A 20,017-nucleotide genomic window follows, 5' to 3' on the forward strand; every position below is an offset into this window, starting at 1 on the left:
CGCGAGGCGCATGGAACGAGACATAACATGAAGTCAGGCGAGTTTTCGCGTGCCACGCAACGAAGCGACTCGCTCGCGCAGGCATTCATGCAGCGTTCCCCAGGCGACGCTATCGAGGGTAAAAACCCATGCTCTGGCAGGCGCTGCGTCGCAAGACCAATGTCTCAGGTCTTGCGACGGCTCAACGCCGTCTCCAGCACTCTTGCCACGTGCAGCGCTTCGCGTCCGGCCCCATCGAGAATCTGATGGCGGCAGCTGGTGCCATCGGCCACGATCCAGGCGTCCTCGCCCGCTTCACGTATCGCCGGCAACAGCGACAGTTCCGCCATCTGTCGCGAGGCATCGATGTGTTCGACTTCGTAGCCGAAGCTGCCCGCCATGCCGCAGCACGAAGAGACGATCGCCTCGACGTCGAGTTCGGGAATCCAGTTCAGCACGGTCATCACCGGCGTGAAGGCATCGAAGGCTTTCTGGTGGCAGTGACCGTGAACCTTGGCTCGACCGACCGTCAACGGCTCGAGTTCCAGGTTCAGCCGCCCCGCCTGCTTTTCTGCTACCAGGAACTCCTCGAACAGCATGGCGGCCTCCGCCAGCCGCGTCCCCTCATCACCAAAACCATAGTGCATAAACTCGTCGCGCAGCGTGAGCAGGCACGAGGGCTCGAGCCCGACGATCTTGACGCCGCGTTCGACGTAGGGCATCAGGGTCTCGAGGGTGCGGCGTGCTTCTTCCTTGGCCCGATCGACGCGACCCGCGGCCAGATAGGTTCGTCCGCAACAGAGCGGCCGTTCACTTCCGCGGACGTTGAGATGAACTCGATAACCGGCGGCTTCCAGCACGCGCCGCGCCGCCGCCGCGTTGTGGCCCTCGAAGTAGTTATTGAAAGTATCGACGAACAGCAGCACTTCACCGGCGGGGAGCGGCGCCTGAACCGATGGTCTCTTGTCCACTTCGCCTCGCGAGCTCCGCAGATAATCCCCATTGAAGACCGGTAACGAGCGCGACTCGGCGAAGCCCAGCCAGCGTTTGCCGCGCCCGCCCAGCCAGGAGACCCGTTCGAGGCGCGCGGCGAGCTTGCCCACATGGCGCATCCAGGGCGCGTAACGCGGCAGCTCGGACACCAGCTTGTCGCGCCAGCTCAGACCCTGTTCCTTGACCCGCGCAGCCCGCGCCTCGATCTTGAACTTGGCCATGTCGACGCCGGTCGGGCAGTCGCGCTTGCAGCCCTTGCAGGAGACGCACAGATCCAGCGCGTCAGCCACCTCGTCGCTGGCCAGCCCCCGATCGCCGATCTGGCCCGCCAGCACCAGACGCAGCGTATTGGCGCGACCGCGGGTGAGATGACGCTCGTCGCGGCTGATCCGGTAGCTGGGGCACATGGTACCGACATCGAACTTGCGGCAGTGGCCGTTGTTGTTGCACATCTCCACGGCCTTGGCGAGACCCTGGGCCGGGTCGCCGCCGCTACCCGGTACGCCCAGGTCGCCGCTCAGCGGATCGCGGGTGACATCCCAGGCCGACCAGTCGAGCTCGGTGGCAACGGGAATGATCTGGTGATCGGCGGGGAAGCGGAACAGCCGCGCGTCGTCCATCTTCGGCGTGTCGACGATCTTGTTGGGGTTGAAGCGATTATCCGGATCGAACAGCCGTTTGATCTCGCCAAAGGCCGCATTGAGCTCCGCACCGAACTGCCACGCGACCCATTCGCCACGACAGATGCCGTCTCCATGCTCGCCGGAATAGGCCCCCTTGTAGCGACGAACCAGCGCGGACGCTTCCTCGGCAATGGCGCGCATCTTGGCGGCGCCATCGCGGCGCAAGTCGAGAATCGGGCGCACGTGCAGCGTGCCGACACTGGCATGGGCGTACCAGGTGCCCTCGGTGCCGTGGCGATGGAAGACCTCGGTGAGCTGGTCGGTGTACTCGGCGAGATGCTCCAGCGGTACCGCGCAATCCTCGATGAAGGAGACGGGTTTACCGTCGCCTTTCATGCTCATCATGATGTTGAGCCCGGCCTTGCGCACGTTCCACAGCGCCGACTGCTCCGCGCCGGCGGTCAGCCCGACCACGCTATCCGGCAGACCGAGATCGCCCATCAGCGTCCTAAGCTGTGCGAGCTGACGCAGTTGCGAATCGAGATCCTCCCCTGCGAACTCCACCAGCAACAGCGCATCCGGACGCCCGATCAGCGACTTTTCCACCGTCGGTCGGAAGGCCGGATTCTCCAGCGCCAGCTCGATCATGGTGCGATCGACCAGTTCCACCGCCGCGGGTCCCAGCTCGACGATGTGCTGGGTCATGTCCATCGCCTGGTAAAAGGTCGGGAAGTTGACCACGCCGAGCACCTTATGGATCGGCAGCGGCGACAGCTTCAGCGTCAGCCGGCGAGTGAAAGCCAGCGTCCCCTCGGAACCGATCAGCAGATGCCCGAAATTGGCACGCCCCTCGGGGTCATAAGGAATCGGGTTGCGGCAGTCGAACAGATCCAGGTTGTAGCCGCCGACCCGCCGCAGCACCTGCGGGTAGTGTTCGCGAATGGCTGCCGCTTCTCGCCGGGCAATCGCCTTCACCGCCGTCGCCAGTTCGGCCAGGGGCGATGCCGGCCCGATCTCGTCGACCCAGCCGAAGTGTGCCTCGCGACCGTCTGCCAGCGTCGCTTCGAGCCCCAGCACGTTGTGAACCATGTTGCCGTAGCGGATCGAGCGCGAACCGCAGGAGTTGTTGCCCGCCATGCCGCCGAGCGTGCACTGCGCCGAGGTGGAAACGTCCACGGGAAACCAGAGTCCATGGGGCTTGAGCCAGGCGTTGAGATGATCGAGCACCACCCCGGGCTCGACCGTGACGGTGCGTGCCTCGACATCGAGTTCGCCGATGCCGGTCAGCCAGCGGCTGGTGTCGATCACCAGCGCTTCGTTGACGGTCTGCCCGCACTGGCTGGTGCCGCCGCCTCTCGGCAGCACCGGCGCGCCAATGTCGCGAGCGATATCCAGCGCCAGAGACAGATCCTGCTGGTCTCTCGGTACCACGACACCCAACGGCATGATCTGGTAGATCGACGCATCGGTGGCGTAGCGACCGCGCGACCCGGCGTCGAACGCCACCTGGCCTTTCAGCTCCCGCCGCAACCGGTTCTCGAATTCGCTCATGGCGGCTTGTCGGGGCCGTCTTGCGACCGGGCTTTTCGGCATCACGCTCATCGCGATCTCCTGTCAGGCGCGAACGGCACCGGCCTGTGATGGGCCCGTCGACGCAGCCGCCGCCAGCTTGCGGGCCGCCGGCGTGCCGGGCGCCGGATTGTCGGCGAAGAATTCCAGCGCGGCCTGCAGCCCGCTGCCGAAAAGCTCGACCCCGCAGAGCTTGAGCCCGGCTTCGCAGCCGCCGAGCGTGGCGATCAGGGTCAGGTCGTTGCAGTCGCCGAGATGGCCGATACGGAACATCCGCCCCTTGGCCTTGCCGAGGCCGGTGCCCAGCGACAGATCGAAGCGATCGTAGATGGTCCGGCGGACATCATCCGCGTCGACGCCTTCCGGCATCACCACGCCCGTCAGCACCGGCGAGTAGAGCGCGGGCTCCTGGCACTGGATTTCCAGCCCCCAGGCATTGACCGCGCGCCGGACGCCTTCGCCCCAGCGCTCGTGGCGGGCTAAGACCTGATCCAGCCCCTCCTCCAGCAGCATGTCCAGCGCCTCGTTGAGACCGTAGAGCAGATTGGTGCTCGGCGTGTAGGGCCAGTAGCCGTTGTTGTTGCCGGCGAGAATCTCGTCCCACGCCCAGAAACTCTTGGGCATGAGGGAGCGCTGGCTGGCTTCGATCGCCTTGGGCGATAGCGCGTTGAAGCTGATGCCCGGCGGCAGCATCAACCCTTTCTGCGAACCGGAAACGGTGACATCGACGCCCCACTCGTCGTGGCGATAGTCGGCACTGGCCAGCCCCGAAATGGTATCGACCACCAGCAGCGCCGGATGACCGGCCGCATCGATGGCCCGGCGCACGGCGGCGATGTCGCTGGTGACGCCGGTCGAAGTCTCGTTATGCACGACGCATACCGCCTTGATCCGATGTTCGCCATCACGGCGGAGACGCTCTTCGATGAGCTGCGGCCGTACCCCGTAGCGCCAGCTCTGCGACGCTGGCAGTGACAGGAATTCCGGCTCGAGCCCGAGGCGCAGCGCCATCTGCTTCCACAGCGAGGCGAAGTGGCCGGTCTCGAACATCAATACCGCGTCACCCGGGCTCAAGGTATTGGAGAGCGCCGCTTCCCAGGCGCCGGTGCCCGATGCCGGATAGATGATCACCGGATGTTCGGTCTTGAAGATCTTCTGAATGCCACCGATGACCTTCAGACCCAACTCGCTGAACTCGGGTCCTCGGTGATCGATGGTCGGCAGACTCATGGCCCGCAGAATGCGATCCGGCACCGGCGAAGGCCCGGGTATCTGCAAAAAATGACGGCCGGAGGGGTGTTGGTCGAGCTTGAGCATGGCGGCATCTCCAAGAGTGAAGCGGGAGCCGCCTCACATCGTTTTAGCACTTACCGGGTTTTTGTCACTCAATTGGTTTTTTGCATTCATTACACAATATGCCCAATAATCGAACGCCGACACACCTGGACATAAGTCGCAGAACGAGATGCGCGGACTGGTGTTCGAGAGGAGTAAGTGCTCAGTGACTGGTCTCGAGGGCTTCAGCCGAGAGTAGCCAGCACCGAACGCTTGCGATAGAAAGAAGGAAAGCCTGGCCAGGGTTCAATGCATGCAGACATTCAATGACGATGGCACCACGCTCGAGACGGCCGCGCGTCCGATGCGCATCCAACGCGCTGCGCTTCACGACAAGATCGTGGAACGGCTGCACGACCTGATTACCGAAGGTGATCTGAAACCCGGCGAGCGCATCAACGAGCGCGAGCTGGCCGATCGGCTGGCGGTGTCGCGTACGCCACTCAGAGAGGCGCTGCGTGTGCTGGCAGCCGAGAAGCTGGTGACGATCTCGCCCAACTACGGCACCTTCGTGACCCGCATGACGCGCCAGGAAATTCACGATACCTTCGAGTTGATGAGCGCACTGGAGCGTTTTTCCGGAGAGCTGGCGTGTCTCAGAATCACGGCGGGGGAACTGACGGCGATTCGCGAAGCCCACGAGGCGATGCTGGGTCATTGGCAGCGCCATGATCTGCCAGCTTACTACCACGCCAATCAGCGCATTCACGATCTGATCAACCGTGCGGCCCGCAACGATGCCTTGCGCCAGATCTATCTATCGCTCAACCGGCGCCTTCATCCCCTGCGGCTCTCCTCCAATCGCTCGGAGGCGAAGTGGCGCAGAGCGGTGGAAGAACACCGCGAGATGATGGCCGCGCTGGAAACTCGTGATGGATCTGCGCTCGGCGCACTCATGGAGCGCCACCTGCTGGAGAAACGCGACGCGGTGCTGGCCGATTGGACGGATGATTGAGCAGGCCGCGGGAATCAATCGAGCCGCTGAAGAAAGTCGGTACCGCCGAGGTTACGCATCTGGCGTTGAATCCATGCCGCCCGCTGCTGAACGTGCGCGGAAGGCCGAGAAGCACTCCAGCCCCGCGGATTGGGCAGTATCGCCGCGAGCCGGCTGGCCTGAGAGACGCTGAGATTGGCAGCCGAGGTGCCGAAATAGTGCTGCGCTGCGGCTTCCAGTCCGAACACGCCCGTATCCCACTCGGCAATGTTGAGATAGACCTCGAGAATTCGCTGCTTCGGCCATAGCGCCTCGAGCAGCAGCGTGAACCACGCTTCCAGCCCCTTGCGAATCCAGCTGCGTCCCGTCCAGAGAAAGAGATTCCGGGCGGTCTGCTGGCTCAGGGTGCTGGCGCCACGCAAGTCGCCTCCGTCCGACCAGCTCGTGATCGAGCGCTTGATCTGCGCCACATCGAAGCCCCAGTGATCGGGGAAGCGCTGGTCCTCCCCCGCCATCACCGCCACCTTGGCATTGTCGGAGAGTCGGGACCACGGTTCCCACTGCTGTTCGATGGTCAGGTTGTCTCCGTGGAACCAGGAACTTACCTTGCGCTCCACCATCACCATCGAGCCGAACACCGGCACGAAGCGGAAGATCAGCACGAAGAGTATCGACAACCCCACGAAAGCCGCAATGGCGATCACCAGATAGCGAAGGAACGTGCGCGGCCAACCTGAGGGCATGGCGGAGAGCTCATGGTCGAAAAAGTAGGAGCCTAGTATAACAAGGGCTTGCTGGCATGGGTTCGGCATCGAGGCGAATCGTTGCCCCGTCACGACAGGGACTTCGCCGGATCCCGACGACGGATTTCCAAACGGCCCATCGACGAGGAGCGTTTCATGCATATCGAGCAGTTCATTTGCGAATTCAGCCGCAGCGACGACGGTGCAGACGACTCGCTTGACGCACGACGGCGAGCCTATGAGAGGTTGCATGCTCGAAGGCGCCCGGCGGATCCCGCCGACATGCGGATTCACGACGAGATCCTGGCCGGTGTCGGTGTCCGCCGATTCCGCCCCGCCCGCTGCCACGCCGGCGACGTCGTCTACCTGCACGGCGGCGGCTGGAACCTGGGCTCGGTCGACAGCCATCACGGCATCACCGCGAATCTGGCCGAGCGGTTGCAGCGCGAGGTGATCAGCGTCGACTATCGGTTGCTGCCGGAAGCGAGCTACGCCGAGGCGCTGGCAGATTGTCGCGCCGTGGTCGAATCGCTCGCGCCAGGTGCGGTGATTGGCGACAGCGCCGGCGGACGGCTGGCGATCGATGTCGCCCATACCAGCGAGTGGAAAGGATTGCTCGGCTTGATCTATCCGGTAGTAGGCGCGCCGACGCGGGAGAACCTGGGCGATGACGCGCCACTGCTGTCGAGAGCGGACATTCTCTCACTATGGCGAATGGCGGCGCCTGGCGCCCCCGATGTGCCGGCCAATCTACCTCCAGTCCCGAACATCGAGGCCCTCTCCGCCGAGCGCGATCCCCTCACGCGGCCGCTGGAACGGGCTGTCGACGCCTGGCGCCGGGCCGGCGCATCGGTAGGCTATCGCTGCGCGCCCGATATGGTGCACGCGGCCCTTCACGGCCATGCGGAGCTACCGGCGATGAGGATCGCATGGCAGGATTTCTGCCAGGCGATAGCACGGCGGCTCGAGGACGAAGCCTGAATCGCCGCAGTCCGTTCAGCTATCCAGCTTTGCCTTGACGGCCTCGATCGCGGGTTTGCCATCCCTAGTGGTCACGCCGTCCAGCCATTGCGCCACGGTCTCGTAATGGTCGCGAATCCACTCGCTGGCAACCTCGTCAGCGGGACGCTCTTCGTAACTGTACTCGTAGACCCAATCGTTCTGGTCCTCGATGGCGACCTGGTACTGCGACAGGAAACGATAGAGGTTGGCGTCCTCTGCCTCGAGGCCCGCCGGTACCACGGTCCACACGGTGCTCTCGATCTGCGCCACGCCGCTGTCGTCGGAATCTTCGAGATAGTAGAGATCGTAGCTGACGTTCATCCAGTGCGGTTCCCAGCCGACGAACGTCACCCACTGCTTGTCGCTGATTTTCTGATCGGCATAGGCCAGCATGGCGGCCGTTGAACTTTCCCGCAGCTGCCAGTCGCCCAGCCCCGCCGCATCCTTGTCGATCGCGGCGAGAATGGCGTCATTGATGCCGGTACCCGCTTCGATACCCTGGATCTCGCCGTCGAAGCGATCCTTGTAGCGATCGAGGTCGGCGACGCTGTCCACGCCCGCTTCGTGAACGTATTCCGGAACGACCAGCCCCGAGTTGGCGTTGCTGATGTTCCTGGCGACCTTGTCGACCTTGCCGTCGGCCACCAGCGGATCGATCATCTCCTGCTCGATCGGATACCAGCCGCCCAGATAGACATCCAGGTCGTCGTTGGCCAGGCCGTTGAGAATGACCCCGACGGCCAGCTCGTTCTGCCGGGTCTGGTAGCCCATGGCCTCGAGAATCTGCGAAGCGACCTCGGATTTCACCGTCACGCCCGGCCACGGCGGCACACCGAAACGCACGGTGTCGAGATCGGCCTGCGCCGATCCCGCCGTCAACAGTGCCAGCGGCAGCGCGGCGGTGATGAGGTGACGTTTCAGGCTGGAATGATCCATGGGTTATCTCCCTTGACTTGTTATCGAATGAAACACCTCTACTGTGACGGTCCCGCTGGCCGATGATTGACTCCACACTACGCCCGCTACACACCAAACGGCAATAGCGGTGCCGGCTGCTCGATATGGATATGAGCAATATGTATTAAAGAGAATAAAAAACCTGATTTATATTCCATTACAACGATCACCACCGGCCCTGCCCATGAACTTTCAGCAGCTACGCATCGTCCGCGAGACCGTGCGCCAACGCTTCAACCTGACGGAGGCGTCGAACGCGCTCTTCACCTCGCAATCCGGTGCCAGCAAGCATATTCGCGACCTCGAGGACGAGCTCGGTGTCGAGCTGTTCGAACGCCGCGGAAAGCGGATACTCGGATTGACGACCGCAGGCGGCGCGCTGCTCGAGACCATCGAGCGCATGCTTCTCGATGCCGAAAACCTCAAGCGCTCGGCCCACCAGCTGGCGAACCAGGACCAGGGCCGGCTGGCGATCGCCACGACGCACACTCAGGCGCGCTATTCCCTGCCGCCGATCATCGCCCGGTTCAAGGAAAGGTTTCCCAAAGTCCATCTCGAGCTTCACCAGTGCAGCCCCGGGGAGATCGTTTCATTACTGAAGACGGGGGCAGTTGATATCGGCATCGCCACCGAGGCCGTCAACGAGGATGGCGCGTCGTTCGTGCGCTTTCCCTTCCATCACTGGCATCACAGCGTCATCGTGCCTGACGACCATCCGCTGACCAGAGCCGCGCCCCTGACTCTGGAGGACGTGGCCGACTACCCCGTCGTGACCTACCACGAAGGCTTCACCGGCCGCGCCAGAATCGATCAGGCCTTCGAGAAGGCTTCGCTGGTCCCCAATGTCGTTCTGACCGCGCTGGATGCCGACGTGATCAAGACCTACGTCGAGCTGGGTCTGGGGATCGGAATCATCGCATCATTGGCTTACCACCCGGATCGCGACCGTGGCTTGGAACTGCTGTCGGGAGAGTCGTTGTTCCCCCGCAATACCACCTATCTCGCCCTCAGGCGCGGGCATTTCCTGCACGCCTTCGCCTACGAATTCCTCCAGCTCTGCAGCGCTGCGCTGGACACAACGACCGTGCAGCAGGCGCTCGGTGCGCGCTGACCCAATAAGTCAGAAACGTGATAAGCAATTCAGTTTTTATTACTTTTTAATCAGATAACAGCTCACTTAGAGTCATTGGACAGACACTCCCACCGATCGACTTCAGGGAACCGATACCCGTGGGAAAATTGACTTCTTGGGCATTCGCCAGCGCACTGGGGCTGTTCGCGCTGAGCGCCACGTCATTCGCCCAGGCGGAAGACATCGAGCTGCTAAACGCCTCCTACGACCCGACGCGTGAGCTTTATCAAGCCTACGACCCTTTGTTCAGCAAGTGGTACAAGCAACAGACCGGTGACGACGTCACCGTCGAACAGAGCCATGGAGGTTCTGGCAGTCAGGCACGTTCCGTCATCGACGGTCTGCCTGCGGACGTGGCGACGCTGGCGCTGGGTTACGACATCGACGCCATTGCCGATCGCACCGGCAAGATACCAGAGGACTGGCAGAGCGCGTTTCCGCACAACAGTGCACCCTATACGTCGACGATCGTCTTTCTGGTTCGCAAGGGAAATCCCAAGAACATTCAGGACTGGGACGATCTGACGAAAGATGGCATCGAGGTCATCACGCCCAATCCCAAGACGTCCGGCGGCGCCCGCTGGAACTTCCTGGCCGCCTGGATCTACGTCCTGAAGCAGCAAATGGGCGACCTGGGCAAGCTCGACGATCCTCGTTACGCCGATGAAGTCAGCGCCGCAAAAGCGGCAGCAGAGAAATTCGTCGGCGACCTTTACCGCCATGTGCCGGTACTCGACTCCGGCGCACGCGGTGCCACCAATACCTTCGTGCAACGGGGGATCGGCGACGTGCTGTTGGCATGGGAAAACGAAGCATTCCTGGCCACGGAAGAACTGGGTGAGGGTCAGTTCGATATCGTGGTGCCCTCGGTGAGCATTCTCGCAGAGCCCCCGGTCGCGGTCGTCGAGGGCAATGTCAGGAAAAAGGGAGAGGCTGCCGAGAAGGCCGCTCACGCCTATCTCGAGCATCTCTACTCACCAGAAGCCCAGGCGTTGGCGGCTGCCAACTACTATCGCCCGGTCAATCCCGAGTCTGCCGCGAAGGAGGATCTCGCACGCTTCCCCGATCTGGAACTGCACACGGTCAATGAAGTCTTCGGTAGCTGGCGCAAAGCGCAAGAAACCTACTTCAATGATGGTGGCGTCTTCGACAAGATCTATCAGCCCTGAATGCCTGGAAGCCGATCTCTCATGAGCCAGCGAAAGACGCTGTTACCGGGTTTCGGGCTGAGTCTGGGTATCACGGTATTCACGCTCTCGCTGCTGGTGCTGATCCCGCTGTTGGCTCTCGTCACGAAATCCGCCGAGCTCAGTCTCGGCGGCATGTGGGACGCGCTGGCGGATCGCAGGGTGCTGGCGGCCTTTCGCGTCAGCTTCTCGACCGCCTTTGCAGCCGCCTTCGCCAATGTGTTTCTGGGGTTGATCGTCGCTTGGGTACTGGTGCGCTACCCCCTTCCTTTCAAACGCGGCTTCGATGCCCTGATCGATCTGCCGTTCGCGCTCCCCACCGCCGTCGCGGGGATCGTGCTGACGACGTTGTATGCCCCCAACGGTTGGTTGGGGCAGTTCTTCACGGACTGGGGGATTCGCGTGGCTTTCACGCCACTGGGCATCATCGTGGCATTGATTTTCATCGGGCTGCCATTCGTCGGGCGCACGGTCGAACCCGTGCTTCAGGAACTGGATCGACAGCAAGAAGAGGCCTCGACCAGCTTGGGCGCGTCGCGCTGGCAGACCTTCTACCGCGTACTGCTACCGCCATTGGTACCGGCCATTCTGACCGGCTTTTCGCTCGCCTTTGCGAGAGGGCTGGGGGAGTACGGATCGGTCATCTTCATCGCCGGCAACATGCCGATGAGGTCCGAAATCGTACCTCTGTTGATCGTCACCAAACTCGAGCAGTACGACTACGCCGGCGCCACCGTTATCGCGCTGGCTTCACTGGTCGTTGCCTTCATCATGCTGCTCGTCGTCAACGGACTGCAGCACTGGACGCGCAAGCGCACCGGTCGCGACTAGGGAAAACCTCATGAGTCGTATTCTCCAACCCCAAACCGCGTCGCGAGAGCAAAAGGCAGAAACGCCGTTCGTCCGCTACCTGCTGAGCTTGCTGGCACTGGCCATCATCGGGTTGTTTTTGATTCTGCCCCTGGTCGCTGTCCTGTTCGAGGCGTTTCGGGAAGGCTGGCAGGCCTACCTGACCGCCGTCACCGATCGCTACACGCGCCACGCGATTCTGCTGACCCTGTTCACGGCGCTGATCTGTGTGCCGTTGAACACGCTCTTCGGCATTGCCGCAGCCTGGTGTATCGCACGGTTCCAGTTCCCGGGTCGTAGTCTTCTGACCACGCTGATCGACCTGCCCTTTTCGGTATCGCCGGTCATCGCCGGCCTCGTCTTCATTCTGATCTTCGGTGCTCAAGGCTGGTTCGGCGGTTGGTTCGCGGCCAACGGTTTTCCCGTCATCTTCGCGCTGCCAGGCATCGTGCTGGCTACGATGTTCGTCACCTTGCCGTTCGTCGCCCGCGAGCTGATACCCCTGATGCAAGCGCAAGGCGCCGAGCAGGAAGAGGCCGCAATCATGCTTGGGGCCGGCCCATGGCGGATGTTCTGGACGATCACGCTACCGCGCATCAAGTGGGGGCTGCTATATGGCGTGATTCTCTGCAACGCGCGCGCCATGGGCGAGTTCGGTGCGGTATCCGTCGTATCCGGACATATCCGTGGCTCGACCAACACGCTACCGCTTCACGTCGAGATTCTTTACAACGAGTACCAGTTCAGCGCGGCCTTCGCCGTCGCCACGCTGTTGGCTGGCCTCGCCATCGTGACACTGATCGCCAAGTCGATCGTCGAGTGGCGTCAGCAGCGTCAATGGGAGAATGCATCGTCATGAGTATCCACGTTAACCAGTTGACCAAACGCTACGGCAACTTCACGGCACTGGACGACATTTCGCTGTCCATCGACGATGGCGAGCTGGTGGCACTGCTCGGCCCATCCGGCTGCGGCAAGACGACGCTCCTTCGCAGCATTGCTGGCATGGAATTCGCCGACAGCGGCAACATCCTGCTCGAGGGCCGCGACATGACGTTCGAGCCCATACGCCATCGCCAGGTCGGATTCGTGTTTCAGCACTACGCCCTGTTCAACCACATGAGCGTGTTCGAGAACGTCGCCTATGGCTTACGCGTCAGGCCGCGTGCCCAGCGTCCCAACGAAGCCGCGATTCGTCAGCGCGTCCATGAGCTCCTCGAGCTCGTTCAACTGGAATGGCTGGCCAAACGTTTTCCGCCACAGCTCTCCGGTGGCCAGCGCCAACGTATTGCGCTGGCGAGGGCTCTGGCAGTGGAACCTCGATACCTGCTGCTTGACGAACCGTTCGGCGCACTGGATGCCAACGTTCGCAAGGAATTGAGACGCTGGCTACGCCGTCTACACGAGGAGCTACATGTGACGAGTCTGTTCGTCACTCACGATCAGGAAGAGGCCATGGAAGTCGCGAGCCGCATCGTGGTGATGAATCATGGGCGAATCGAGCAGGTGGGTACGCCTGCCGATATCTACGATGAACCCCGCACGCCGTTCGTTTCTTCCTTCATTGGCAACGTCAATGTGTTTCAGGGCACCATTCGCAGTGGCGCTTTCCACAGTGGCAGCTGGCGTCTTCCACTAACGGATGCCAGAGATACCCTCAACGCTGCCGAGCAGAACGCGTTCGTCCGTCCGCACGACATCGAGATTGTTCATCCTTCGACATCAGAGTGGCAAGCAAGAGTCCAACACATCCAGCCGATGGGCAGCAGCTATCATATCGAGGCGGTTCCCTTCGCTGATGCCTCTGGAGGAGATGGGCCTCAGATCGAAAGCGGACTGATCGTGATCGAACTGACTCGCCACGCGTTCAAGTCATTGTCGTTATCCCTCGGTGATCGAGTCGGTCTGAAAATCCATCACATTCACTGGTTTCAGCCGCGACAGGTCATCGGGAAGCCCTCGATCGCCCCGCCGGTTCCCGCCTGACAACGAGCATCGAGCTTTTCTTGGCGAAGCATCGGTCATGCGCCTCGGCACCGACACGGCAACGAAAAAGCGGCACGCATGATGCGTGCCGCTGAGGCGGGGCTAGAGCCCGAGACGACTGTGTTCAGCGCTTGGCGTAGAGCCTCTCGGCGTGGTAGCGCAGGTGTTCGTCGATGAAGCTGGCGATGAAGAAGTAGCTGTGGTCGTAGCCCGGGTGGCGGCGCAGGGTCAGCGGGTGATCGTGCTCTTCGCAGACCGCTTCCAGCCGCTCGGGCTTGAGCTGTTCTTCGAGGAAGTTGTCCGCTTCGCCCTGGTCGATGAACAGCGGCTGGCGCGACGAGCCCTTGGCCACCAGCTCGCAGGCATCGTACTGGGTGCGCAGGCCGATATCGTCGCCCAGGTAGTTCTCGAACGCCTTCTGCCCCCACGGCACCTGGGTCGGATTGACGATTGGCGCAAATGCCGAGACCGCCGCATACCGCCCAGGCTGGCGCAGGGCCAGCACCAGCGCGCCGTGGCCGCCCATCGAGTGGCCGCTGATCGACTCGCGACCGTTGACAGGGAAGTGCAGGCGTACCACCGAGGGAAGCTCCTCGGTCACGTAGTCGTACATCCGATAATGCTTCGACCACGGCTCCCGCTTGGCGTTGAGGTAGAAACCCGCGCCGGAGCCGAAATCGTAGCTGTCGTGCTCTCCGGGCAGATCCAGACCGCGCGGGCTGGTGTCCGGGCAGACGATCGCCACCCCAAGTTCGGCCGCGGTCCCAAGCGCCCCCGCCTTCTGCATGAAATTCTCGTCGTTGCAGGTCAGACCGGAGAGCCACCACATCAGCGGCACGCGCCCCTCCTCGGCCTGCGGCGGAAGATAGATCGCGAAGATCATGTCGCAATCCAGCGCCCGGGAATAATGCTTGTAACGCTTGACCCAGCCACCGAAGCTTTTGGTAGCCGAGACGAGTTCCAGCTGTTCGCTCATCGACATGATTTTCTCCTTGTCTCTTTGTGCGCCGCTTTTCATGCGCCCCGAAACCGGCATGGCTCTGGCTTTTCGCGCGGCCTCGGGCGCGATGAATCAAAAATGCAGAACGGTGCGAATGCTCTTGCCCGCATGCAGCAGCTCGAAGGCCTCGTTGATCTGATCGAACGCCATGTCGTGGGTCACGAATTCATCGATCTTGATCTCGCCATCCATGTAGCGCTGGACGTAGCCTGGCAGCTCGGTACGACCCTTGACCCCGCCGAAGGCGGAACCTTTCCAGACTCGCCCGGTGACCAACTGGAACGGGCGGGTGGAGATCTCTTCGCCGGCACCGGCAACCCCGATGATGATCGATTCGCCCCAGCCCTTGTGGCAGCACTCCAGCGCCGAGCGCATCACGTTGACGTTGCCGATGCACTCGAACGAGTAGTCCACGCCACCGTCGGTCAGATCGACGATCACCTGCTGGATCGGGTCGCTGTAATCCTTGGGATTGACGAACTCGGTCGCCCCGAACTGACGCGCCAGCTCGAACTTGTCCGGGTTGACGTCGATGGCGATGATGCGCGACGCCTTGGCCATCTGCGCGCCCTGGATCACGGCCAGGCCGATCGCTCCCAGGCCGAACACGGCGACCGTGGCACCCGGCTCCACCTTGGCGGTATTCAGCACGGCGCCGATCCCCGTGGTGACGCCGCAGCCGAGCAGGCAGATCTTGTCCAGCGGTGCTTCCTTCGAGACCTTGGCCAGCGAGACTTCCGGCAGCACGGTGTACTCGGAGAAGGTCGAGGTGCCCATGTAGTGGTGCAGCGAGGTGCCGTTCTTCGAGAACCGCGTCGTGCCATCCGGCATCAGCCCCTTGCCCTGTGTGGCGCGCACGGCGCCACACAGGTTGGTCTTGCCGGAAAGGCAGAACTTGCACTTGCCGCATTCGGCGGTGTAGAGCGGGATGACGTGATCGCCGGGCTTCAGGCCGGTAACGCCCTCGCCCACTTCCTCGACGATCCCGGCGCCCTCATGACCCAGTACCGACGGGAACAGGCCCTCGGGATCCTTGCCGGAGAGCGTGTAGGCGTCGGTGTGACAGACGCTGGTGGCGACGATGCGCACCATGACTTCGCCCGCCTTGGGGCCCTGTACATCGATCTCTTCCAGCGAGAGCGGCTTGCCTGCTTCCCAGGCGACTGCGGCGCGCGATTTCATTGAACTGTCTCCATTTGAGCGTGAAAGCTTGGACTTCAGGGATCGTCCATCGTTCGTCAGCCGAGGTGACGACCGGTCTGGCTTCAGTCTAGGTGGTCACTGCCATGCAATAAACCTGGCAATCAGCATATGATTATTGCTGTGTGACAATAATCCCGCCACATTCATCGAGGAGTCATCATGACGCGCTGGGAGGGTATCGAGGCCTTTGTCGCCGTGGTTCGTCTGGGGACGTTTTCCCGCGCGGCCCAGTCACTGAAAGTGTCCAATTCTCACGTCAGTCGGCTGGTGGGCCAGCTCGAGCAGACACTGGGGATGCCGTTGCTCTATCGAACGACGCGACAGATTCGACTGACCGACAGCGGCGCGATCTACTACGAACATTGCCGGTCGCTGCTCGATGGCTTCAAGGAGGCCGAGGCCGCGCTCAACGAACTGCAGTCGCAGCCCCAGGGCCGGCTCGCCATCAGTTGCGCGACCACCTTTGGCGAACGTTACATCGCCCCATTGGTCAATGACTTCCACTGCCGCTACCCGCAGCTCGACGTGCGACTGCACTTCACCAACCGCGCCGTCGAGCTGATCGACGAAGGCTTCGATGTCGCCATCCGCATGGGCGTGCTCAAGGATTCCAGCCTGCTGGCCCGACGGCTCTGCCAACGCCGGGAGTACGTGGTCGGCGCACCCGATTACTTTCAGCGACGACCGACGCCGCACAGTCTCTCCGAGCTTTCGCATCACAACTGTCTGGTCGGATCGCGGGACAGCTGGCTGTTCCGTGTCGACGGCCGACAGCGGGAAATTCGCGTTTCGGGGAACTGGCGGGGCAATTCGGGGCCGGCATTGCTGGATGCTGCCTGCAAGGGTATCGGACTGGCTCAATTGCCCGACTACTACGTGGAAGCAGCGATCCGACAGGGACAGTTGATACCCGTCCTGGATCGCTACCAGTTCACCGATACGGGCGTGTGGGCGGTTTACCCGCGTCACCGACAGCTCTCTTCCAAGATTCGCCTGCTGGTCGATTTCCTGGCCGAGCGGCTGCCGGATGCGATTGCGGCCGATTAGGCATTCGCGCCATGACTGCAGGCCATCCGGGCCGGCGACATCCCGGCCCGGCACATCGCGAATCGTCGATTCAATGATGGAAGAAGTGATCGATACCGTCGTTGAGGTAGGCATCGCCGAACTCCGCTTCCCGCGCCAGCGCGGCAGGATCGGGCAGTTCGATGCGTTGGCGCGAGCGCAACAACAGCCCTTCCTCGCGGAAGGCCGTCAGCGTCCGACTGACGTGGACCGAAGACAGCCCCAGCGCATCGCCGAGATGCTGCTGGGACAGCGGTAACCGGATGCCATTGCCCTGCCGCGCCTTGGTTCGATCCAGCCGCACGTACATTTCATAGATCAAGTGGGCCAGACGCTGACGCGCGCTACGTCGCGCCAGATTGACGAGGCGCTCGGTCAACAGGGCCTGCTGATGAGACGAGATGGCGAAGAAAATGGTCGAAAGCGTCAGCGATTCACGGAAAACGTTGACCAGACGCCGATGGGGGAAATGGCACACCACGCCGTCTTCGAGCATGGCAACACCGGTCAGGCGCTCCTTGAAGGCAAATTCCCTCAGTCCGATGATATCGCCGGGCAGGTAGATCTCCAGAATCTGGCGAGATCCATCCTCCATATGACGAAACGAATAGGCCCAGCCTTTGCTGAGCGTACAGAATTCCCGCGCGGGATCGCCTTCCTGCCACAGAACCTGATCGGCCTTGACCTCGGTCGGGCTCTGCTCGAGCTCGGCCAGCAAGGTTTCGTCGTTCTTGGAAAGCTCACCGTAGTGCTTGAAATGACAGACGATGCAACTGTCGTGGCTCATTACCCTGCCCTTGTTCATGCTTTTGGCGACGCCATGTTGAGGGAGTCGATATTGGCACAGCCAGCCGAGATTGTCGTTATCCCATATCAGGGTTCACGACCTCTCTGAGGGTAACGATCCGGGTGGTACACGCGCCTATCTTCCACCATTGCCGAAATCGACAGGCTCAACATTCGATGATGTTGACCGCCAACCCGCCGCGAGACGTTTCCTTGTATTTGTCCTGCATGTCGCGCCCCGTGTCACGCATGGTGCGAATGACCTTGTCGAGAGAAACGAAATGCTCGCCGTCGCCGCAGAGCGCCATCTGGGCCGCGTTGATGGCCTTGACCGCGCCGATCGCGTTGCGTTCGATACAGGGCACCTGAACCAGCCCCGCGATCGGATCGCAGGTCAACCCCAGATTGTGCTCCAACCCGATCTCGGCGGCGTTCTCGACCTGAGCCGGCGTCCCCCCCATCAACTCCGCCAGACCGGCGGCGGCCATCGCGCAGGCGGATCCGACTTCGCCCTGGCAGCCCACTTCCGCCCCCGAAATCGAGGCATTGGTCTTGCACAGAATGCCGATCGCGCCTGCGGTCAGCAGGAACCGGACCACATCCCGTTCGCAAGCGTCCGGCTGAAACTTCATGTAGTAGTGCAACACTGCCGGCACGATCCCGGCGGCACCGTTGGTCGGCGCGGTCACCATCCGACGCCCCGCGGCGTTCTCTTCGTTGACCGACAGCGCAAACAGGTTGACCCAGTCCATCGCCGAAAAGGTACTCGCGATCAGACTCTTCTCGTTGTCCAGCGCCATCAGACGCCGATGGAGCGCCGGCGCCCGTCGCCGCACATTGAGACCGCCCGGCAGAACACCGGTTTGATCCAGGCCGCTGTCGACACATGCCTTCATCGCCAGCCAGATCCGCCACAGCCCGGCGCGAATCTCCGCCTCGCTGCGCCAGGCCTGCTCGTTGGCCAGCATCACATCGCTGACGGCCAGATTTTCACGGCGGCAGGTATCAAGCAGCTCGACGGCATTCTTGAACGGAAATGGCAGCGTGACCGTCGGCGTGATGGCATCGCCCTGCGCCGCCTGCCCGGCATCGACGACGAACCCCCCCCCAACCGAGTAATAGGTGTTGTCGTAGACGACGCCGCTGTCGTCGAAGGCGACCAGGCGCAGAGCGTTGGTGTGGTAATCGAGGATCTCGTCGCACCACTCGATGTCCCGCGTCGCATCGAATGCCACCGGGTGCACGCCGGCCAGTTTCAGCGCCCCTTCGCGCGCGCCAGCCGCCAGCCGAAGCGCCAGGTCGTCAGGGTCGACGGTAGAGGGCCGCTCGCCCATCAACCCCCCCATCACGGCGCTGTCCGTGTTATGGCCCTTACCGGTTGCCGAGAGCGAACCGTAGAGCGTCACCGACACGCGTCGGATGGTCGTCAACAGCTCGCGCTCGCGTAGCGTCGCGACGAAATCATGGGCGGCCTGCATCGGTCCCACCGTGTGCGAACTGGAAGGCCCGATACCGATCTTGAACAGGTCGAACACACTGAATGGCATGCGGCCACCTCATATAGTTCAAATGCCAGGATGTCGCTCTTGCGCCAGGATCTGTCGTTTCAAGAACCGGCACATGGTGTAGTCTGACTTCAGTGTGTTCGCCAGCCTACCCGGAAACAATCGATAAAAACTGCCCTCGGATATAGCATGACTAAATCATGATCCAGCCCCTCAATGCGCAGACCCATGCCTGGCTGAAGGTGTTCGCCGTCAGTGCCCGGCACCTGTCCTTCACTCGTGCCGCGGAGGAGCTTCATGTCACTACCGGCGCCGTCAGTCAGCAGATAAAGCAACTGGAAGAACGCCTGGGGTTCCGTCTTTTCAGGCGGCTGCCACGAAAGCTGGCATTGACGGAAGAGGGAGAACGGCTGGCCCGCGTCGTCGCCCAGGCCTACGATGCCGTCGGGCTGGAGGTCGATCGCCTGCGCGGTGGCGTCATGAGCGGCGTGCTCAGGCTGCGCTGCCTGCCCTCGTTCCTGGCCAAATGGCTGATGCCGAGATTACCGCGACTGCAGGCCCGATTTCCCGATATCGACCTGCACATCACGGCCGAAGACAGCAACCTCTCGCTGCTCGACGGCGGCTATGATCTGGCCATCGACCTCAACGATGGCCATTACGCGGGCCTTCAGACCACGCCGCTGATCGATGAAAAGATCTTTGCCGTCTGCTCCCCGCAACTACTGAGAAGACGCCCCCCGCTCACGCACCCCGAGGCGTTGGGCTACTACCCGCTCCTGCACGACGTGACCGCCTGGCGTGGCAGTCACGATTACGCAGAGTGGGAGCACTATCTGCGGGCCATCGGTGGCGAAGGGGTCAACGTGCGCCGGGGCTACACCTTCAATCGCAACCAGTTGACGGTAGAGGCAGCCATCGCCGGCATGGGTGTGGCCATCGCCCGCCGAACCCTGATCGGCGACGAGCTGGCCAGCGGCCGCCTGATCGCACCGTTCGCCGGATCGGTCGCGACCGGCAAGCGCTACGGGCTGGTCTATCCGCAGGGCGCACTGGACGACCGCCGCGTGCAAGCGGTACACGACTGGCTGAAAGAGGAGGCGCGACGATCCCTGGAGACCACGCCGCGCTTCGATTCCGACGGTTGAGCACCGCCTCCGGACGACTTT

The 20,017-nt window shown here is 62.3% G+C and carries 17 protein-coding genes; 9 read left to right on the forward strand and 8 right to left on the reverse strand.

All coding sequences use genetic code 11. The annotated features are described in order from the left end of the window. Positions 1 to 164: 164 nt before the first annotated feature. Together BTW07_RS15900 and BTW07_RS15905 are read right to left on the reverse strand one after the other, a co-directional pair. A complete protein-coding gene (locus BTW07_RS15900; RefSeq protein WP_244158407.1) occupies positions 165 to 3,146 on the reverse strand; it encodes an FAD-binding and (Fe-S)-binding domain-containing protein in 2,982 nt (993 codons plus the stop codon). Between the two features lie 63 nt (positions 3,147 to 3,209). Further along, positions 3,210 to 4,481: a pyridoxal-phosphate-dependent aminotransferase family protein gene (locus BTW07_RS15905; protein WP_075571166.1), complete on the reverse strand. Its 1,272-nt coding sequence runs from the start codon at positions 4,479 to 4,481 to the stop codon at positions 3,210 to 3,212. A gap of 271 nt (positions 4,482 to 4,752) precedes the next feature. On the opposite strand from BTW07_RS15905, the gene BTW07_RS15910 reads away from it, so the two are divergent. Next, the gene (locus tag BTW07_RS15910) at positions 4,753 to 5,454 is read left to right on the forward strand and encodes a GntR family transcriptional regulator (protein ID WP_075571167.1); all 702 of its coding nucleotides are present in this window, start codon (positions 4,753 to 4,755) and stop codon (positions 5,452 to 5,454) included. Positions 5,455 to 5,468: 14 nt separating this feature from the next. Here BTW07_RS15910 and mtgA read toward each other — a convergent pair whose 3' ends face one another. After that, entirely contained in the window at positions 5,469 to 6,176 is a 708-nt protein-coding gene (gene mtgA, locus BTW07_RS15915; RefSeq protein ID WP_075571168.1) for a monofunctional biosynthetic peptidoglycan transglycosylase, read from the reverse strand. 282 nt (positions 6,177 to 6,458) lie between these two features. Here mtgA and BTW07_RS15920 point away from each other — a divergent pair, with 282 nt between their 5' ends. After that, positions 6,459 to 7,157: an alpha/beta hydrolase fold domain-containing protein gene (locus BTW07_RS15920; RefSeq protein WP_232823901.1), complete on the forward strand. Its 699-nt coding sequence runs from the start codon at positions 6,459 to 6,461 to the stop codon at positions 7,155 to 7,157. A 15-nt stretch (positions 7,158 to 7,172) separates the two neighbouring features. Here BTW07_RS15920 and BTW07_RS15925 read toward each other — a convergent pair whose 3' ends face one another. Continuing rightward, a complete protein-coding gene (locus BTW07_RS15925; RefSeq protein WP_075571170.1) occupies positions 7,173 to 8,114 on the reverse strand; it encodes an ABC transporter substrate-binding protein in 942 nt (313 codons plus the stop codon). A gap of 109 nt (positions 8,115 to 8,223) precedes the next feature. Here BTW07_RS15925 and BTW07_RS15930 point away from each other — a divergent pair, with 109 nt between their 5' ends. The 5 genes from BTW07_RS15930 (at position 8,224) to BTW07_RS15950 (ending at position 13,289) form a co-directional block, all read left to right on the forward strand. Beyond that, positions 8,224 to 9,246: a CysB family HTH-type transcriptional regulator gene (locus BTW07_RS15930; RefSeq protein ID WP_244158409.1), complete on the forward strand. Its 1,023-nt coding sequence runs from the start codon at positions 8,224 to 8,226 to the stop codon at positions 9,244 to 9,246. A gap of 119 nt (positions 9,247 to 9,365) precedes the next feature. Next, the gene (locus BTW07_RS15935; RefSeq protein WP_279626543.1) at positions 9,366 to 10,436 is read left to right on the forward strand and encodes a sulfate ABC transporter substrate-binding protein; all 1,071 of its coding nucleotides are present in this window, start codon (positions 9,366 to 9,368) and stop codon (positions 10,434 to 10,436) included. A 21-nt stretch (positions 10,437 to 10,457) separates the two neighbouring features. Next, a complete protein-coding gene (cysT, locus tag BTW07_RS15940; RefSeq protein ID WP_075571172.1) occupies positions 10,458 to 11,285 on the forward strand; it encodes a sulfate ABC transporter permease subunit CysT in 828 nt (275 codons plus the stop codon). A 10-nt stretch (positions 11,286 to 11,295) separates the two neighbouring features. Next, a complete protein-coding gene (cysW, locus tag BTW07_RS15945) occupies positions 11,296 to 12,162 on the forward strand; it encodes a sulfate ABC transporter permease subunit CysW (protein ID WP_075571173.1) in 867 nt (288 codons plus the stop codon). Next, complete coding sequence (locus tag BTW07_RS15950; RefSeq protein WP_075571174.1) at positions 12,159 to 13,289, forward strand: sulfate/molybdate ABC transporter ATP-binding protein; 1,131 nt, start codon at positions 12,159 to 12,161, stop codon at positions 13,287 to 13,289. Before cysW ends, BTW07_RS15950 begins: the two co-directional genes overlap by 4 nt. 124 nt (positions 13,290 to 13,413) lie before the next feature. Here BTW07_RS15950 and fghA read toward each other — a convergent pair whose 3' ends face one another. Together fghA and BTW07_RS15960 are read right to left on the reverse strand one after the other, a co-directional pair. Further along, positions 13,414 to 14,271: an S-formylglutathione hydrolase gene (fghA, locus tag BTW07_RS15955; RefSeq protein ID WP_075571175.1), complete on the reverse strand. Its 858-nt coding sequence runs from the start codon at positions 14,269 to 14,271 to the stop codon at positions 13,414 to 13,416. A 90-nt stretch (positions 14,272 to 14,361) separates the two neighbouring features. Continuing rightward, positions 14,362 to 15,471 carry an S-(hydroxymethyl)glutathione dehydrogenase/class III alcohol dehydrogenase gene (locus BTW07_RS15960; RefSeq protein ID WP_075571176.1) on the reverse strand — a complete coding sequence of 370 codons (1,110 nt, stop codon included), beginning with the start codon at positions 15,469 to 15,471 and terminating at the stop codon, positions 14,362 to 14,364. Positions 15,472 to 15,651: 180 nt separating this feature from the next. Here BTW07_RS15960 and BTW07_RS15965 point away from each other — a divergent pair, with 180 nt between their 5' ends. Continuing rightward, on the forward strand, positions 15,652 to 16,539 hold the full coding sequence (locus tag BTW07_RS15965; protein WP_075571177.1) for a LysR family transcriptional regulator: 888 nt from the start codon (positions 15,652 to 15,654) through the stop codon (positions 16,537 to 16,539). A gap of 70 nt (positions 16,540 to 16,609) precedes the next feature. Here the strand turns inward: BTW07_RS15965 and BTW07_RS15970 are convergent, their stop codons facing one another. Together BTW07_RS15970 and BTW07_RS15975 are read right to left on the reverse strand one after the other, a co-directional pair. Further along, positions 16,610 to 17,344 (reverse strand): Crp/Fnr family transcriptional regulator, encoded by a 735-nt coding sequence (locus BTW07_RS15970; protein WP_075571178.1) that lies wholly within the window; start codon positions 17,342 to 17,344, stop codon positions 16,610 to 16,612. A 166-nt stretch (positions 17,345 to 17,510) separates the two neighbouring features. Continuing rightward, complete coding sequence (locus BTW07_RS15975; RefSeq protein WP_075571179.1) at positions 17,511 to 18,890, reverse strand: L-serine ammonia-lyase; 1,380 nt, start codon at positions 18,888 to 18,890, stop codon at positions 17,511 to 17,513. A 158-nt stretch (positions 18,891 to 19,048) separates the two neighbouring features. Between BTW07_RS15975 and BTW07_RS15980 the strand changes: the two genes are divergently transcribed. After that, positions 19,049 to 19,996, forward strand: coding sequence for a LysR substrate-binding domain-containing protein (locus tag BTW07_RS15980; RefSeq protein WP_075571180.1), 948 nt, complete (start codon positions 19,049 to 19,051; stop codon positions 19,994 to 19,996). The last annotated feature ends 21 nt before the right edge of the window (positions 19,997 to 20,017 follow it).

This window comes from Salinicola socius (assembly GCF_001937195.1).
GTDB classification, from domain to species: Bacteria; Pseudomonadota; Gammaproteobacteria; order Pseudomonadales; family Halomonadaceae; genus Salinicola; species Salinicola socius.

Bases quoted from the DNA above. Each gene is read 5' to 3' on its own strand.
- BTW07_RS15900 (WP_244158407.1), bottom strand. From the start codon at position 3,146: ATGAGCGAATTCGAGAACCGGTTGCGGCGGGAGCTGAAAGGCCAGGTG.
- BTW07_RS15905 (WP_075571166.1), bottom strand. From the start codon at position 4,481: ATGCTCAAGCTCGACCAACACCCCTCCGGCCGTCATTTTTTGCAGATA.
- BTW07_RS15910 (WP_075571167.1), top strand. From the start codon at position 4,753: ATGCAGACATTCAATGACGATGGCACCACGCTCGAGACGGCCGCGCGT.
- mtgA (WP_075571168.1), bottom strand. From the start codon at position 6,176: ATGCCCTCAGGTTGGCCGCGCACGTTCCTTCGCTATCTGGTGATCGCC.
- BTW07_RS15920 (WP_232823901.1), top strand. From the start codon at position 6,459: ATGCGGATTCACGACGAGATCCTGGCCGGTGTCGGTGTCCGCCGATTC.
- BTW07_RS15925 (WP_075571170.1), bottom strand. From the start codon at position 8,114: ATGGATCATTCCAGCCTGAAACGTCACCTCATCACCGCCGCGCTGCCG.
- cysT (WP_075571172.1), top strand. From the start codon at position 10,458: ATGAGCCAGCGAAAGACGCTGTTACCGGGTTTCGGGCTGAGTCTGGGT.
- cysW (WP_075571173.1), top strand. From the start codon at position 11,296: ATGAGTCGTATTCTCCAACCCCAAACCGCGTCGCGAGAGCAAAAGGCA.
- BTW07_RS15950 (WP_075571174.1), top strand. From the start codon at position 12,159: ATGAGTATCCACGTTAACCAGTTGACCAAACGCTACGGCAACTTCACG.
- fghA (WP_075571175.1), bottom strand. From the start codon at position 14,271: ATGTCGATGAGCGAACAGCTGGAACTCGTCTCGGCTACCAAAAGCTTC.
- BTW07_RS15960 (WP_075571176.1), bottom strand. From the start codon at position 15,471: ATGAAATCGCGCGCCGCAGTCGCCTGGGAAGCAGGCAAGCCGCTCTCG.
- BTW07_RS15965 (WP_075571177.1), top strand. From the start codon at position 15,652: ATGACGCGCTGGGAGGGTATCGAGGCCTTTGTCGCCGTGGTTCGTCTG.
- BTW07_RS15970 (WP_075571178.1), bottom strand. From the start codon at position 17,344: ATGAGCCACGACAGTTGCATCGTCTGTCATTTCAAGCACTACGGTGAG.
- BTW07_RS15975 (WP_075571179.1), bottom strand. From the start codon at position 18,890: ATGCCATTCAGTGTGTTCGACCTGTTCAAGATCGGTATCGGGCCTTCC.
- BTW07_RS15980 (WP_075571180.1), top strand. From the start codon at position 19,049: ATGATCCAGCCCCTCAATGCGCAGACCCATGCCTGGCTGAAGGTGTTC.